The sequence below is a fragment of the Bifidobacterium aemilianum genome, from assembly GCF_003315635.1.
In the GTDB taxonomy this organism is placed as follows: Bacteria; Actinomycetota; Actinomycetes; order Actinomycetales; family Bifidobacteriaceae; genus Bifidobacterium; species Bifidobacterium aemilianum.
Genome location: NZ_PDCG01000003.1, coordinates 229,677 through 246,532, shown reverse-complemented (window position 1 = coordinate 246,532; position 16,856 = coordinate 229,677). Strand labels below are relative to the sequence as shown.

The window sequence follows — 16,856 nt, the reverse complement described above, 5'->3', positions numbered from 1 at the left end:
ACTTATATCAGCTCCGCGAAATACTGTGACTTGGCGGTGAAGTATGAGATACCGCCGACGAAAATGATCAGGGTGAACAGCACCGGCCAGCAGGCGAGGAAAAAGTTGCTTTCCCACTGCCACAGGGTTGGGTTCGCCGGGGAGATCAACACATGCCTGGCGTCCTGGATGATCTGGGCCATGGGGTTGAGCATCAGATCGAGCTTGGCCATCAACGGCCCGTATGAACCGGCTCGGCTGGAGATCATGCTGATGGGGTAGATGATGGGGGTGGCGTAGAAACCGGCCTGCATCACCACCTCCCAAATAGGATTGAGGTCACGCAGGTTGACATAGATGGCGGCCAGGAAAAAGGCGATGCCAAGACCCAGAATGTACAGTTCGATGACGATGGGGATGATGAGCAGGTTGGACCAGGAGGGCCTGACACCATTGACCAAAGCGAAGATGATGACCACGACGAAGTTGAAGCCGAAGTTGATCAGGGCGCTCATGGAGGAGGCGACGACGACCACATACTTGGAGAAGTGGATCTTGCGCAGCAAGTCTCCATGGCCAACGATCGACATCATGCCGCCAGTGGTGGTCTCATTGAAGAAATTCCACAGAATGGTTCCCAAGAGCAGGGACACGGCGAAATGAGGGACATCGGCTCCGAAGCGCAGGAAGCGGATGAACACCACATACATGACCGAGAAGAGAAGCAGGGGCTTGAGGACCGACCATAGATGCCCCAGAACCGATTGCTGGTAGCGCAGTTTGAAATCAGTGCTGACCATGGCGCTTAATAACAGACGATTCTTTTTAGTAAAGATCTCTGTGATTTCCAAGGACGACTCCTACTGTAGAGAATAACCCACACATACTATCAGGACCCTCAGCGAAAGGTTAATTGCCCGATGCGTAGGTCTTGAGCATGATCTTGTTGTCGGCCACATCCCGCAGGTGCTTGCCGTAGGGGGACTTGCCATACTTGCTGGCCGCCTCCAGGAGCTGGTCCCGGCTGATCCAGCCGTTCTCGAAGGCGATCTCCTCCGCCACGGCGATGGGCAGGCCCTGGGCCTTTTGCACCGTGCGGACGAACTCACCGGCCTCAAAGAGGGAATCCATGGTGCCGGTATCCAGCCAGGCATAGCCACGGCCCAGGGTCTGGACGTTGAGGCTGCCATCCTCCAGGTACATCCTGTTGAGGTCGGTGATCTCCAACTCCCCACGCGCCGAGGGCTTGACTTGCTTGGCGAACTCGGTGACCCTGGCATCGTAGAAATACAGACCGGTCACGGCATAGTTGCTGGCAGGGTGCTCGGGCTTCTCCTCGATGGAGACGGCCTTCTTGTCCTTGTCGAATTCAACGACCCCATAACGCTCGGGGTCATCGACGTAATAGCCGAAGACGGTGGCGCCGGTCTGCACGCCGGCGGCATTGCGCAGGGTGTGCCCCAGGCCATTGCCGAAGAAGATGTTGTCGCCCAGCACCAGGGCGCAGGGCTCGCCGTCGATGAAGTCCTCACCCAGGATGAAGGCCTGGGCCAGGCCATCGGGGCTGGGCTGGACCTTGTAGGAGAGCCGCAGCCCGTACCTGGAGCCGTCCCCCAGCAGGCGCTGGAAGTTGGGCAGGTCGTTGGGGGTGGAGATGATGAGGATGTCACGGATGCCCGCCATCATCAGCACGCTGAGTGGGTAGAAGATCATCGGCTTGTCGTAGACCGGCAGCAGCTGCTTGGACGTGACAGTGGTCAGTGGGTAGAGCCTGGTCCCCGAACCACCTGCAAGAATGATGCCCTTCATACTATGAGCCACCTATCTTTCTGTCTTCTCTTCTTCTCTATACCAACGTTCACACAAAGTCTGCGCACAGTGCCCATGCACCATGCCCGAACCCTGACTGCTCACAGCCAAGGCACGGGCCTACACCCGATTGGGTGTAAGGCCCTATCAGCTTATGGGACATGCCTGGGCCAGGAGGGCGGGCTGGCAGTTTCTCTGCGGTTTCATCGCAAATGCCCGCCGCCCCTGGGCCACTCAGCCCCGCTGGGCCAGGAGTGTGTCGACATAGGTCTTCATGCTCTGCTCCCAATCGGCGGGCCGGTAGCCGGTCTCCTCGATCTTGCCCAGGGACAGGGCGCTGTTGGTGGGCCTGGGTGAGATGGGGCCTGCGGCCGACTGGTAGTAATCCTGGGTGGAGACCGGCTTGACCTTGTCGCCATTGCCATTGGTCTGCTCGAAGACGGCTGCGGCGATGTCCGCCCAGGACCTGACAGCCCCGGAACCGGTCAGGTTGTAGGTGCCGTAGGGTGCCTGGCCATCAAGCAGGTGGAAAATGGCCCCGGCCATATCCTCGGTGAAGGTGAGCCGACCGTACTGGTCGTCCACCACAGTCACCTCTTCGAGCTTGTCGGCTGGGTCGGCCACACGGTCGGACAGGCCCATCATGGTCTTGACGAAGTTGTTGCCCTGGCCGATGACCCAGCTGGAACGCAGGATATAGTGGCGGGGGGCGTTGGCCACGGCGATGTCTCCAGCCGCCTTGGATTGCCCATAGACACCCAGGGGTGCGAAGGGTTCCTCCTCACTGTGCTCGGGCAGGCTGCCGTCGAAGACGTAGTCGCTGGAAATATGGACCAGGGTCAGATGGTGTTCGGCAGCCACCTTGGCCAGGAGGGCCGGCCCCTGGGCGTTGGCCTTCCAGGCCGCTTGCCTGCCCTCCGTGGTCTCGGCCTTGTCGACGGCGGTGAAGGCTCCGGCGTTGATGATGGTCCCATAGAGGCTCCAGTCGTAGGACTCATAGGCCTTGGGGTCGGAGAAGTCGAAGCTGTCGATGTCGCTGAACTCGAAGCCCTCCAGACCATGGTCCTCTACATAGGCCCTGATGGCCCGGCCCAGCTGGCCACGGGAGCCGGTCACCAGGGTGCGCCGGGGGGCCATGGGCTTGGCGTCCTTGAGCATGGGGTGGTGCAGGTCCGCCTCGGAACGCTCGCTCTGCTCCAGGGCGATGGGCCATTCGATATTGAGTTCGGGGTCGGCCAGGTTCACGAAGGTGTAGGTCTTCTTCTGCTCCAGGGACCAGTGGGCGTTGACCAGGTAGGTGTAGACCGTCCCGTCGGCCAGGGCCTGGAAGCTGTTGCCCACGCCGCGGGGCACATAGATGGCCTTGGAGGGATCCAGCCTGGTCGTGTAGACCTGGCCGAAGCTCTCGCCGGGCCGCAGGTCCACCCAGGCTCCGAATATCTCACCTGAGGCGATGGAGATGTACTTGTCCCAGGGCTCCGCGTGGATGCCTCGGGTCACGCCCTTGCTGGCATTGAAGGAGATGTTGTTCTGGACCGGGCCGAAATCCGGCAGGCCCAGGGCCGTCATCTTGGCCCGCTGCCAGTTCTCCTTGAACCAGCCGCGATTATCGCCGTGGACCGGCAGCTGGAAGACCAGGAGGCCGGGGATATTGGTCTCCTCGACCTGTAGTTCCTTCTCGAATTCAACAGACATGTTCATTACCTTCTCTTATGCACGCACCGAAACGAAAACCTCATCCCATTGCGCGCCTAGTCTCCAAGACCCACTGGTCTCCAAGACACCAAGGGGAGGGACACGGCCCCAGTCGCCTGGACTGTCGGCACGAACGCCCTCCCCGCCTTCAGATCACTGCCCCTGACGCTGGTACTTGGCTTCAGTGGCGGCCTTGGCCGGCTCCCACCAGTCCCGGTGGTCCTGGTACCAGTCGATGGTCTGGCGCAGGCCCGACTCGAAATCGGTGTGCTTGGGCCTCCAGCCCAGCTCGGTCTGCAGCTTGGTCGAGTCGATGGCGTAGCGACGGTCATGGCCCGGACGGTCCTTAACGTGGTCGAAGGCGTCCTCATCCTGGCCCATGACCCGCAGGATGTCGTGCAGAACGGTGATGTTGTCGCGCTCGCCGTTGGCGCCGATCAAATAGGTCTCACCCAGGCGACCCTTGGTCAGAATGGTCCAGACCGCCGAGGAATGGTCCTCGGTGTAGATCCAGTCACGCACGTTGAGGCCGTCCCCGTAAAGCTTGGGCCTTATGCCCTCGAGGATGTTGGTGATCTGCCGGGGAATGAACTTCTCCACATGCTGGTAGGGGCCATAGTTGTTGGAGCAGTTGGAGATGGTCATCCGCACCCCGAAGGTCCTGAACCAGGCACGGACCAGGAGGTCGGAGGCGGCCTTGGTCGAGGAATAGGGCGAGGAGGGATGGTAGGGGGTCTCCTCGGTGAACTTGGCCGGATCGTCCAGGGCCAGGTCCCCGTAGACCTCATCGGTGCTCACGTGGTGGTAGCGCAGGTCGTACTTGCGGGCCGCCTCCAACAGGCGGAAGGTGCCTTCCACGTTGGTCTTGACGAAGGGCTCGGGGTTCTCGATGGAGTTGTCGTTATGGGATTCGGCCGCATAGTGGACGATGGCGTCGTGGCCCGGAACAATCCGATCCAGGAGCTGGGCATCGCAGATGTCGCCATGCACGAATTCGACGCGGTCCTCGGGCAGTCCCTTGATGTTCTCGATGTTGCCCGCATAGGTCAGGGCGTCGAGGACGGTGACATGGACCTCGGGGTGGTTGTCGACCACGTAATGGACAAAGTTCGAGCCGATGAAACCACAGCCACCGGTGACGATGATGTTCTTGGGTGTGAATTGTTCTGCCATGCAGCCCATACTACTTCACCGAGATGATTTTGGCCCGCCCATGGGGGTGACCACACACTGCCTCCAGACAAGCGGGCAACTTGCCTCCAGCCAACGGCGCCATAGGCCGGCGCCCTCACCATCCGAGGATATGGGAGCCGAAGATGACTTCCGACCCATTCGCCAGAGTGAAGATCAGGGAGACGACCAGGGTGATGGTCATCAGGGCGGTACGCAGGTCCTGTCTGCGACTTGCTACGGCTGGCGCCTCCCCGGTTCCCGCATTCGCCAATCCGGCGGGTAGGTCCTCTCCACCCAGCAGCTTGATGCCCATGAGCAGGAGGGGAAGGATGGGAATGAAATACCTGTTTTGCACACCGGTTATCACGCCTTGGGCATAGGGGTCGAACTGCACGTAAACGGCTGTACCGATCAACACCACAATCATCATGAACTCAATGGCGAATGCCACTGGGAACAGGTAGCTGCCGCGCCTGCCCGCTTCCAGCCGCACTTCCCGGGGGTCGTGCTGCCCAACAGCCAGTATGAAGAGCACGATAAGAATCCAGCCGGAGTTATGCAAGGGGCCCCGCATGGATAGGACCCCGAAATCAGAGATCTGGAAGAGGTCCGATGCCACCACCATGCCAACCAGCCTGCGCGCGAAAAACAGCGGATGCGTCAGAATGAACAGCACCTGGTCCTTGGGCCTGGCATCGGGAGAGAACATGGCTCCGGTATTGATGGCATGAATCTGGGCATACCACAGGAGGAACAACAGCACAGCGAGCGCGAACAGGGAGGCCAGACCAAGCAGTTGCCGCTTTCGCCGTAGCTCCGGCCTCACGGCGGGAAGCAGTAGGATCAAGAGCGTCAAAGGCAGATAGGTGACCTTGACCAATCCCAGGCAGAGGGTGGATACAGCCAACAACAACCAGCTTGCGCGCGATACGGCCCCAGGGCTCAGCCATATGGTCAGGAGCACCGTGAGAAAAGCGAAGCAGCAGACCGTGCTCATGACATCGGCGGTGACCATGGAATTCGAGACCACGGCATTGGGCAGGAGCGCCACTGTAGCCAGGATCCACTTGCCTGTCGGGCAATACCGTATGCAAAGAAACCCTGTAAGCACATAGACAAGCAGTCCGGTCAGCCTCATGGCGAACATGATCCACCAGACATTGCTGACCAGGGATCGGACCAGCTTGAATACGAGCACTTGCGGCAGGTATGCCAGGGGGCTGTTAATCGACGTATTGGAAAAGACGAATCCCACACGACCCTCGCCGTATCTTCCCCAGGTCACCAGCTTGTCGGACGTCCAGGTAGGGAAGGTGTAGGGCTCCCGGGTGGTCTGGTAACTCACCATATTGCTGGAAGTCATCTGCACCATGGCACGATCCTGGAAGCCTCCATACAGCTGATCAGTCCCCCGGTAGACCTCGGTAAAAGCCCTGTCCACTGAATCCCTATCTATGGGCTGGGGCAGGATCTTCCCATCGGCCAACTGCTCGATCCGGGCCATATGGGCCGGTTCATCAAGCCCGGCCCCCATAGGGACCATGGCCGCGGCGGCAATCGCCAACATCAATGCCAGAATCAGGAACACCCACTCCGGTTTGAGGCCGGGTATCCCTTTCCTGGACATGCTAGGCGCTCCTTTTGTCATCAGCCTTCCCTGGCCTCCTCTTGGCACACAGTCCCATGCCGCCAACTTGGGAGTCATTCCACACTCAGGCCCTTTGGGAAGAAGGGCCGTTCGCAGGCATGAAAGCCATGATGGTGCGCGGAATCCCGATCAGGCTCTCATCGCGCTCCAGGCGACGCCCTCGTAGCGCCAGCCCATGCGACTGAGATAATCTTTTTCGTATGAATTGACAGTGAACAAGTGCTGCCCGGAGTTGGGGTTGTACATGCGGTAGATGAGCACCGGCCCACCGGATTGCCAGCTGATCCCCTCCTGCCTCCACCGGTATCGGGTCAGCATGTTGTATTCGTTGCTGTTGACGGTGAACAGGTGCCATCCCTGGTTGAGGCTGTACAGCCGGTAGACAGGAGCGCCCGCGAAAGGCGCGACCCAAGCTACACCTTCGGCCCGCCAGCCCGCCTGGGCCAGGAGGCGGTACTCGTACTCATTGGGCGTGAGGAAATGCTCACCGCTGTTGGGGTTATAGACCCGGTAGAGGGTCACACCGTCGGCTGCAACGGCATCGCGATTGCCGAAGGCATTGAGGTCGACGTTCCCGTTGATGCCGTTTATCCGGCCATTATCAGCGTATTGCCAACCACGGTCGTTGGGTGAGAAGCCGAAGCCGGTTCGGGCGCCGTAACTGGCCACCCAACGGGTCCTGGAGCGGATGGTGGCTGAGTTCAGCGCGGTATTGAGATAGGACGTGTAGGAATAGATGGACAGGTTGTTGTACCCTGCAGCCTGAAGTTGGCCCCACCAGGAATTCACGATGCCGTCATAGACTGCGGGACTGGTCGGCGGCGCATGCCCGGCCCATTCCCAGCGCTCCAGATCGTAGTAGACCGGATAGGACAGATCGCCCGGATTGACACCGGCCCGCCGCAGTAGGTTCACCAACCCAGCTCCCTCAGCAGCTCCGGTGCCCGCATCGTAGGCGTAGGAGTAGAGGTAGACTCCAAAGGGGATTCCCAGACGCTTGCACTCATTGATGTTGCGCTGAGCCTGGTAGTCCAAGCCGTTGTCCCAGCCGTACCCGATGCGGATGATGGCACCCTCGACCCCGCTGCGCATGGCGGTCTGCCAATCAATGTTGCCCTGCCACTGCGATACATCCACCACTCCCTTGGCCTGCTGGACGAAGAGCTGGCCACTGGCCTCGAAGAAGGCTTGGGTCCCGTTGTAGGAACCCCAATAGGCGCCGTAGTCGTTGTTCTGCAGGGAAGCCTGACGCACGCTGCCCCTGGATGACCTGGTGCTTCCACCCCTGTGCGCGCTCGGGTCCGCCAGGTGCCCGTCGCTGCCACCACTGGCGTCTACCTGACCACCCGCCGCCTCCACGGCCCGCTTGACCTGGCCGGCCTGAACCGGGATGAAGGACCCACCCTGGGTTTTGGCCAAGGGATCGGCAGGCTTATCAGGAGAACCCACGAGCTTGGGGTCCGTGACGACCTCGCCGGTGGCGATGTTCCTGACCTTCTTGTCGGGGGAGGCAACCAGATCCTTGGACAGGACGACAGCATCATCGGGAATGGCCGCGCTGACCTTGTCCGGCAAGGGTTGTGAGGGGTTGTCCGGCATTGCCCGATCCGGGCCGGAAGCCGGTTGATCACCGATGGTGACCTGGGTGCTCCTGGACTGGTCGTTCAGGAAGGGCTCCCGGGCCTCCACCACCCCATCATGGCTGTCATGGCTGAGACCCGTGGCACTTGCGGGCACAGCGCCAAGCCCGGCCACTGTCAAGCTGATCAATGTTACCAGCGAAACGGCATTGCTCACTGTTTTACCTAATTTCCAAGCCATAACATCCTTCAAGCTTCTCACTGGTTGAACCGTCGAGCCGACCTCCGACCCGTTACGAAAATCCATTATGTAGTATACGCAGCACGGCACGGGCCTGAAGAGCCTGCAGCAAACCAACGCAGAATCCTGACAACCCTGTGCCGATTCATGTCAGCGAAAAAGCATACTGACCAGGCTGAGCCGCTTGCCCCAGGGCCCTCGAGACCTTACAGCCAATATCAGCAAACAGATAGGAGTATGGAAGACGGTCCACGCACCAGTCGCGGCCTATTGCCACACGAGTTCCGGTTACGGGCAGTCGGCAGACAGATGAGACCGGTCTGCCGCCCGGTCGGATGGGGCCTATAGTTCCAGGGTTTCATCGGCGGCGGCGGTGATGGCCTCGCGGCTGGCGGACCGGTCCTGGCCGTCGCTGTCGGCTTGTGGGGGTGTGAGCATGATGATGCAACGCTTGCTGGCGCCCTGGTGGGACAGGCGGGCCAGGAGATCCAGGATCCTGCCGGACTCCTCGCTGTCCAGGCCGGCGGTGGGCTGGTCGATGACCAGGACCTCCGCCTCGCAGGAGATGGCTCGTGCGACGGCCACCAGCCGGCGCTCCATCACGGTCAGCTCCCTGACGGGCACACCCGAGGAGACGGCGGTGAAGCCGACCTTTGCCAGCAGATCCCTGGCCAGCTCGGGCATGGGTTTGAGGAAGGTGCGTCCAGAGGCGTCCATGGCGTAGACCAGGTTGCCGGTGGCGTCCAGGTCGGGGCGTAGGGCGTACTCCTGGGGGACCAGGCCGATGCGGTGGCCTCGGATCTGCGAGGGCAGCAGGTCGGCCAGGTTGGAGCTCCTGACCAGGACCTGCCCGCTGGAGGGCCTGAGAAAACCACCCATCACAGCCATAAGAGCCTTGCGCTGCTCGTCGTCGAACCCAGTGATGGCATAGGTGCGCCCAGGGTAACCCTCCCAAGACAAGTCCACGAGCACATCCCGACCGGATTTGCGGTCATGAACCGTCACGTGGTCCAGGCAGAAGGCGGGGTGGGACTTGAGCAATACTTCGTCCTCATTGCCGCTGGCGAGTGATGTGTCAATATGACGAGCAAGCGTTACCGGCGACTGGTCCCTATCAGTCCCCAGCTTGCCCTGGTCGCCAGCCTTGCCTGCGGCCAAGGCTGGCGAAGCGGCAGATGGGCCGGCTTCGTCCGGTTGCCTGCCTGCGGGCTCCTTCATGTGCTCGCCGGCAACCGATGAGGAGGAATCATGGGCGCTTCGCCACGACTCAGGCCCAGTATCAGCAGCAGCTTGGGTCGGGTTCCCGGCCTCTGCGGATTCCAGGTTCTCATTGTCGGAAGCAATTGCGGCACGGTCAGCATCGGCAGCAGCAGCAGCCTCAAGGGCCGTGTCCCCGGAATCATCGTCCTCAAATACGATGTTTACCTCAATGGGCACGTCGGCAAAAGCATCAGCGGCGGTCCCATCCTGCTCGCTGACCTCGGTTCCCGCCAACTTGTCTCCATCGTGCTTCTGACCCTCAGGCTCGGTCTTGCCCTGCTGGTCTGCCTGCTCGCTGGGCTGCTTGGCCGGCTCTTCCCCGGCTAGGGCCTGCGCCCGGGTCTGTACCTGAGCCTCATCCTTCCGGTCCATGTGCTCGCCTTCCTGCCTGTGCTGCTGGTGCTGGGAATTCTTTCGGCTCATCGTGCGTCCTCCTGAATCTCACGATTGGCGAAGATGCTGCCGGTGGGTGTGAACGCCACTGGCAGCATGGCTATCAGGGCCAGGACCAGGCTTGCGGCCAGACCCCAGAGCAGCACCTTCCAGATGGTGCCACCGGTCATCGCAGTCGCATAGCCGCTGGCCAGCGCCGTACCCAGCGGTTTGGCTCCAAAGCTTCCGGCAAGGGTCCCGAGCGCCAGCCCCAGCAGGGTCGGTAGCAGGGTCTCCAGTATGAATTGCCAGCCCAACCGTCCTTTGGATACGCCAATGACCAGGGCGTTGCCTATCTCCTCGCGCCTATTGAGCACGCCGGCAGCCACCAAAGCCAGCAGCAGTGCCCCACCCAGTGCCCACATGGCGAGGGCCGCCGGCTTACTTTTGGCGAAGAGTGACTTGATGGGGCTGATGGAGGCCTCATAGGCCTCGAGGGAGGGAGAGACCACATGATACTTGGCGGGCAGCTTTTCCTGCTTGACTCCCTTGACGAACTTGTCGAAGTCTCCAGGGGAGGCAAGGGTGAACAGGAAGTCGATCTTGGGCTTTGACCACCCTTTGGCGTCGGTCCGCTCAGGGTTGATGTTGCTGGTGAAGGCGGGCCAGGTGACGTAGATGGCGTTCTGCCGGTTGTCCTTGGCGAGTGCGGCATCGGCACCTAGGCCCTTGCCTGCGGGATCCTTGTAGCGGTATATGCCCTTGACCGTGAAATCGTAGGTTTTGCTGGAGTCCTCGGGGTCACCCAGCTTGAAGCTGGAGCCCAGCTTGAGTTTGTTCTTGTCCGCCAGCTCCTGGGAGACTAGGGCGCCCTTGGTGTCTGAACCTTGGTAGTCCAGGTCCTTGCCGGAGATCAGTGTGAACTTTCCGGCCTCGTTTGCCGCTGCAGCATCTGCCGTATAGAAGCCCTGGAGGGTCAGCTCACCGCCGGTCTTATCGGCGGGTTGGTCGGCCTTGCCGGCGATGGCCTTGATGCTGTCACTCTGCCGGGTGGGCATGGAGATGCCGAGCGTTGAGGCGGTGACCTGGGGCAATGATGACGCTGCACTCTGGTTGGGATCCTGCTGATTGAGGAAGCTCAGGTAGGTACTGTACTGGTCGGTGGTCAGGTAATTGTCGGTCCAGCTGCTATCGGCCCCATTGCGCTTGGCCAGGGCCTGATCAGTCAGACGAAAGGCGACAGTGGGCGTCTGCGCCTGGTAGTCACTGACCGTTGCCTTGTTGTAGGCCTGTTCGATGCACAGGGCCAGGATGCTGCCGAAGCTGACCGCCAGGGCGACAATGACGGTCAGAACCGTGCGCCACTTGTGTCGCATCAGGGCGGCCCAGGCATTCTTGAGAACGAACATTCATTGCCTCCACAGTAGTTGGCTTCCAGGTCTATGACTGGATTCCATTCTCGGCCATAGCGTTGACAGGGGTCCCTGCGCAATCTCACCGGCTATGGCCGCCGTGGCCGAAGCTGTTGCCGCGCGCCACCGCATACATTATGGGTGCTAAAGTCTGGTGCCATGCTGTCGTTTTTCTTGAAGTTGGCTGGGAGTCAGATGAGTGCCAGCGGTCCGTCGCCGATGAGCTTCCCTGACTGTGCAGCGCCCGATCTTGTGCATAGTGCCTGACAGCGCGAAGCTTGCGGTCTTGTGAACATCGAGCGGTTGATTGCGAACTGACTGTTTGCTGCGGCAATCGCCGTTATATTCTTGTCGCATGAGGCACGACATGGAAACCCACACACGGCAGCTCAGCAGCACCAGCAGCGGCCAGACCCAAGCCTGGACCTGGCTACGAAAGGCCTCCCTCCCGTTCTGCTCGGTGGTTGGTGTGCTGCTTGCCCTGGCCTGCGTGCTGGCCTGGTTCCCCAAGGGGAGCGAGGTATGGACCCTGCCCATTCACCAGATCGACGCCCCCGCCCACTACTACTTCATCCGCAGGATTCTCGATGATGGTCTGGGGGCCGCAACCCACCTGTGGCCCAATGATGCCTACTACCCGCCCATGTTCCACATCATGGCCGCCGGATTGATCAAACTTGCCGGCGTTCTCGGCATCAGCATGAACGTCTACACAGCCTTCAATCTGGTGTGGCTGGCGACATCCGGGCTGCTCTGGCCTGCAGGGATCCTGCTGTTGTCCACATATTGGACACGTCAGGTGGACGGTCATGGTTCCTTCGCCTCTCAAAGCTTGGATGCGGAGGAGCAGGATTCCACCCACCTCCACAGTCTGACAGCCCCATCTTTTCCGGCCCGGCAATGGCGACCGTTCTCCTGTGCCATGGCCATCATCGTACCGGTCCTGGCCGTATCCTCGGCCGCGCATCCTTACTCCATGCTGTCTTCCGGCCCCCTGGTCGCCTTCGGTCTGGCCACCAGTCTGCTGCCCTTCTGGCTCTATACCTCCCTCCGTCTGCTCGACTCCGTGGAGGACTTCCGTCAGACCGGCACAAGACCAGCCCTCTTCTGGATTCTGATGACCGCTCTGCTGGGTGCCCTGTGCCTCTTCGCCCATCCCCGCATCGTCTTCACCTGGCTGCTGCTCATGGCCCCCTTCCTCCTGCTGCGCCTGCCCTGGAAGTGGATCGCCGGATTGGCGGCGCTGGTCCTGGCGGGTGCCGTGGCCTTTTTCTTCTATATGAAGGCGACCTACAAGTCCAACCGCTATCTGAACCCAGGCGAATGGTTCCACACCTATACCCCCAACCGCACCGTAGCTGAGGCCTTGGGTCGCTTTGTCAACGACGACATTACCGGGCCCCTGGGGGTCTGCATGGCGGCGCTGGTCCTGGTATCCATATTCCTCTGCCTGGGCCTGGCCATCCGCCCCCAACTCACCGGTCTGAGGCGGGCCCGGAAGGATGCAATCTCCATACTGCTGGCAGCGGCACTGGTGGCCCTGGTCTATGTCTGTTCGACCTCACTGACCGGTTGGTTCCCCAACATCATCACCGCCGCCTGGTACCGTGCCGAGACCCGGCCCCTGACCATGATTCCCTTCGCGGTCCTGCTTCTGATTGTCTTCGCCCTGTCGGCTCTGGCGGCCAGTCCCGGCGCCGGCCGGTCGGAGCCAATCGTGGACGCCGAAACGGTGGCGCAGTCCACCAGCCCGCGCAAGCTGGCAGTTGAACGACTGACTACGGCGATCTCCCTGGTCCTTGTAGCCCTGCTGGCCCTGGGTTGCCAGCTGGACAACCCCCAACGCCAGGAGCTTTCAGACCGCATTGACACCAATATCGTCCTCGACGACTCCGATCCCTATGAGCAACTGACCCAGGCCAAGTTGGAGGTGCTGGCCGAAGTCATCAAGCAGACCGGCACCGACGCCACCATCATCTCCGACCCCCTCAATGGTTCCATGTACGGCGCCACCGTGTTCGGCGGCCGCATGCTCTACCCCATTTACAATCCCATGATCGAGAAGAACGGAGCCATCTTTGGGCAAGTCGAGCGGGCCTTCGGTTCCGGCGATAAGCCGACCCTCTTGGGTACCGTCTGCCCAATCGGCCCAACAACACCTGAATACTTCCTCAGCATGGGCCCGCAGGCTCCCAGCCTTCAGATGTTCACCTTCAAGGAGCAGTATTACCCCTTCCAGAACCAGAGCCAGATCGACCAGTATGTGTCCGAGGGCGTACTGACCAAGGTGGAGGATTTCAGTAGCAAGGGCGCCTTCGCCAAGGACTGGGCCCTCTACCGTTTCGCCTGCGCCCACTGAGGGAGGCAGGCAGCCGGGCACGATGGGCCTGGGTTGTGATTGATTGGCCGGCGGAACGTCTGTATGATGGCAGGGCGAAGGTAGGGAGAAGGATGCGAGACAATCACGATGGATGACGCGACTGCCTATAGGAGTGATAGTAAGCGGGGGGCTCCACATGGTGATTCCGGTGACCGGTCAGGCCGTCGGAAGTACCGTAGGGGTCATAGTGGAAAGGTCTTGGTCAGCCTCCTGGTCATGGCCTCCTTCGTTCTTCTGGCAGGAGCCGTAGCCTATAGGCCCGTCTATCGGTACTATCGGCAGGCCATCGCCGACTGCATGGAGTGGGGCAACTCCTTGCAGATCAACAAGCAGCATCTTTCCAGCCTCGTGAACAGGAACGCCGGGCTTCTTGATCAGGCCAAGCGGATGGGTTCAGGGGGAGCGAACCTCGGCCCCCAGGAGATCGAGCGGGCTGCAGACAGCCTGAAGAAGGTCGAAGCCTTCCAAGCTGCGCAGGACCAGAGTGGGAGCATTCCCAGCTGCCAAGCCAAACAGTTGATCTGGGATCTGCGGACCAATGCCTCAAGCTCCAAGGACAAGGCCCTGGCTTTCGGCCAGCGCATTGCCTCTCTCCAGTCCGCCTTCGACCCCTTGGACCGTGTGGTGCTTGATCGGGATGCCGAAGCGACATCCGCATCCCGTCAAAGCCTGGAAGCCCTGGTGCCGGGCATGGCGAGCCTGATTAAGGATTCCCAAGGCCAAGTAGATAAGGCCAGCGTGCGAGATGACCTATCAGATGGGGTCAGGCAGGTCAGACGATTATTGGACCAGCAGCCCGCGGTTCCACGGCATGAGCTGGAAGATGCCAGACAACGTCTATACCGTTCGGCAGACAGGGTCATTCAGGCCCAGAATCGCAAGGCAGGCATTGATTGCGGCCGGCAGCATTGCCTGGCTCTCACCTTCGATGACGGCCCCTCCCCCATGGCCGATGAGGTGCTCAAGACCTTGAAGGTCAAGGGTGTCACCGCAAGCTTCTTCGCCATTGGGCAACGGGTTAATGCGACGACCGGCGCAAAGCTCAAAATCGCTGCCGACCGCGGTTACCCAGTGGGCAGCCATACCTGGAGCCATGAGAATCTTCCTGACATCCTCTCCCAGCACCATGAGACTCAGCAGCTGGATGAGACCTCGTCGGTTATCGCCTCCGCGACCGGTCGGCCGGTCAACTTGGTTCGGCCTCCCCATGGGGTTGTGGATGAGGCCAGCCGGGCCTACATAGGCAATCATTTGGCAGCCGGAATCGCCCTCTATAACGCTGAAGGCTATGACTGGGCCAAGGGGGCCAGCGTCTCCTCAGTCAAGCAGAAGGTATTGAGTCAGGCTCGTCCAGGCGACATCATACTCATGCACGACACCTTCACCCATACCGTCAAGGCACTGCCAGATATTATTGATGGTCTGCGAAAGCAGGGTCAGGACTATCGCCTGGTGACTATCGAGCAGCTTACCGGCGAGTACCCGAGGCCGGGTGCCGTCTACTATTCCCGGACCAACATCTTGCGCATGTGAGCTGCCGTGAACGCTGCCCAGGCTGGACCAATCTCTGGCCTGGGCAGCGTTCACGGCCACACTCGTCTGTGCTGTTGGCTGTGTTCAATTTTCCGCTCAGCTCATCGCTGAGCCAGCTGGTTTGTGACATGCCTGCGATGACGCCGATAACAATGACCTGGCCAGTCATTCCCGCTTGCCGCTTGTGAGCGGGCATATAGGCGGCAGGAATGGCTGGCCAGATTATGTAGCTTTTGCAGCCGAATGTTAATTATCGAATGAGATCCATGGTCAGTCCCAGGGCCTGTGCCACACGCTCGCCATACTCAGGGTCCGCCTGGTAGAACTGCTTGGTCTCCAGGACCTTGATCTCCTGGTCGGACACGGAGCCGAGGTTGGTTGCGATTGTCTTGATCAGACGCTGGCGCTCCTCCTCCGACATGACCCGGTAGAGGCTGCCGGCGGCCGAGTAGTGGTCCTGCTCGTAAGGGCGCGAGTTCTCCGTGACACCCTCAACCCGGTCACCGTGGTTGCGGGCACTCAGGTCCTCGACAGGGCCACCCTTGCTGTTGGGCTCGTAATTCACCGAACCATCCTGACCCTGGGCCATGAAGCCGTCGCGTTCATAGCTATGGACGGGATTGACCGGCTTGTTGATGGGCAGGTCCTCATAGTTGACTCCCAGCCGGTAACGCTCGGCATCCTTGTAGCCGAAGAGACGGCCCTGGAGGAGCTTGTCGGGGGAGGGCTCGATGCCGGGCACGAAGTTGGCCGGCGAGAAGGCAGCCTCCTCAACATCGTCGAAGTAGTTGGTCGGGTTCTCATTGAGAGTGAACGTGCCGATCTCAATACGGGGGTAGTCATGGTGGGAGACCACCTTGGTGACGTCGAAGATGTCATGCCTGTAGTTGAGACCCTCCTCGTAAGGGATGAGCTGCACGCAGACCTGCCAGCTGGGGAAGTCACCCTGCTCGATGGCGTCATAGAGGTCATGCAGGAGGAAGTCGGTGTCCTCACTGGCGGTCTTCGCGGCCTGCTCATCGGTCATGTTCTTGACGCCCTGGGCGGAGATGAAATGGTACTTGACCCAGAACTGCTCGTCGTTGGCGTTGACCCACTTGAAGGTGTGGCTGCCATAGCCGTTCATGGTCCGATAGGAGGCCGGGTTGCCACGGTCACCCATCAGGTAGGTGACCTGGTGGACCGATTCGGGCGAGTGGGACCAGAAGTCCCATTGCATGTCGTTGGTCCGCAGGTGGGTGGAAGGGTCACGCTTCTGGGAATGGATGAAATCAGGGAACTTAAGCGGGTCGTTGACGAAGAAGACAGGGGTGTTGTTGCCAACCACATCGTAGTTGCCTTGTTGGGTGTAGAAACGCAAGGCGAAACCCCTCACATCCCGGAGGGTATCGGGGTATCCAGACTCGCCGGCCACCTGTGAGAAACGGATAAGCACCGGGGTGGTTTTGCCTTCACCATTGAAGACATCAGCCTTGGTGTAGGCGCTCATATCCTTGGTCAGGGTGAAGCTGCCCTTGGCTCCGGCACCCTTGGCGTGGACCACACGCTCCGGGATCCGCTCGCGGTTGAAGTGGGCCAGCTTCTCCAGCAGTTGATAGTCCTGAAGCAGGATTGGGCCGCGGCTACCGGCGGTTTGGCTATGGTTGTTGTCAGCCCAAGGCTGGCCTTCGCGAGTGGTTATGGTTTCGGTCATGGATAATTCCTTTTACTCCAATATGAAGCTCGCCGTCGAAAGGCGGTGTGCTGATGGTCGGCTGGCCTCATGAACGATGAA

Annotated in this window: 11 protein-coding genes; 2 read left to right on the top strand and 9 right to left on the bottom strand. The window is 60.6% G+C overall.

Translation table 11 applies throughout. From position 1 onward, the window contains the following. Positions 1 to 2: 2 nt before the first annotated feature. The 8 genes from CRD60_RS04810 to CRD60_RS04775 form a co-directional block, all read right to left on the bottom strand. A complete protein-coding gene (locus CRD60_RS04810; RefSeq protein ID WP_113860156.1) occupies positions 3 to 830 on the bottom strand; it encodes an ABC transporter permease in 828 nt (275 codons plus the stop codon). Between the two features lie 58 nt (positions 831 to 888). After that, positions 889 to 1,788 carry a glucose-1-phosphate thymidylyltransferase RfbA gene (rfbA, locus tag CRD60_RS04805; protein WP_113860155.1) on the bottom strand — a complete coding sequence of 300 codons (900 nt, stop codon included), beginning with the start codon at positions 1,786 to 1,788 and terminating at the stop codon, positions 889 to 891. A 234-nt stretch (positions 1,789 to 2,022) separates the two neighbouring features. Further along, positions 2,023 to 3,483, bottom strand: coding sequence for a sugar nucleotide-binding protein (locus tag CRD60_RS04800; RefSeq protein WP_113860154.1), 1,461 nt, complete (start codon positions 3,481 to 3,483; stop codon positions 2,023 to 2,025). Positions 3,484 to 3,636: 153 nt separating this feature from the next. Next, entirely contained in the window at positions 3,637 to 4,656 is a 1,020-nt protein-coding gene (rfbB, locus tag CRD60_RS04795; protein WP_113860226.1) for a dTDP-glucose 4,6-dehydratase, read from the bottom strand. Positions 4,657 to 4,771: 115 nt separating this feature from the next. Continuing rightward, positions 4,772 to 6,283 (bottom strand): DUF2142 domain-containing protein, encoded by a 1,512-nt coding sequence (locus CRD60_RS04790; protein WP_161522192.1) that lies wholly within the window; start codon positions 6,281 to 6,283, stop codon positions 4,772 to 4,774. Between the two features lie 150 nt (positions 6,284 to 6,433). Continuing rightward, complete coding sequence (locus CRD60_RS04785; protein ID WP_113860152.1) at positions 6,434 to 8,125, bottom strand: glycoside hydrolase family 25 protein; 1,692 nt, start codon at positions 8,123 to 8,125, stop codon at positions 6,434 to 6,436. A 342-nt stretch (positions 8,126 to 8,467) separates the two neighbouring features. Next, positions 8,468 to 9,808: an ATP-binding cassette domain-containing protein gene (locus CRD60_RS04780; protein ID WP_113860151.1), complete on the bottom strand. Its 1,341-nt coding sequence runs from the start codon at positions 9,806 to 9,808 to the stop codon at positions 8,468 to 8,470. Next, positions 9,805 to 11,166, bottom strand: coding sequence for an FtsX-like permease family protein (locus CRD60_RS04775; RefSeq protein ID WP_113860150.1), 1,362 nt, complete (start codon positions 11,164 to 11,166; stop codon positions 9,805 to 9,807). The genes CRD60_RS04780 and CRD60_RS04775 overlap by 4 nt, the downstream gene beginning before the upstream one ends. Positions 11,167 to 11,536: 370 nt before the next feature. On the opposite strand from CRD60_RS04775, the gene CRD60_RS04770 reads away from it, so the two are divergent. Together CRD60_RS04770 and CRD60_RS04765 are read left to right on the top strand one after the other, a co-directional pair. Continuing rightward, entirely contained in the window at positions 11,537 to 13,528 is a 1,992-nt protein-coding gene (locus tag CRD60_RS04770; RefSeq protein ID WP_113860149.1) for a DUF6541 family protein, read from the top strand. A gap of 108 nt (positions 13,529 to 13,636) precedes the next feature. Continuing rightward, positions 13,637 to 15,082 carry a polysaccharide deacetylase family protein gene (locus tag CRD60_RS04765; RefSeq protein ID WP_113860148.1) on the top strand — a complete coding sequence of 482 codons (1,446 nt, stop codon included), beginning with the start codon at positions 13,637 to 13,639 and terminating at the stop codon, positions 15,080 to 15,082. Between the two features lie 250 nt (positions 15,083 to 15,332). Here CRD60_RS04765 and CRD60_RS04760 read toward each other — a convergent pair whose 3' ends face one another. Then, entirely contained in the window at positions 15,333 to 16,775 is a 1,443-nt protein-coding gene (locus CRD60_RS04760; protein WP_113860147.1) for a catalase, read from the bottom strand. Positions 16,776 to 16,856 lie beyond the last annotated feature (81 nt).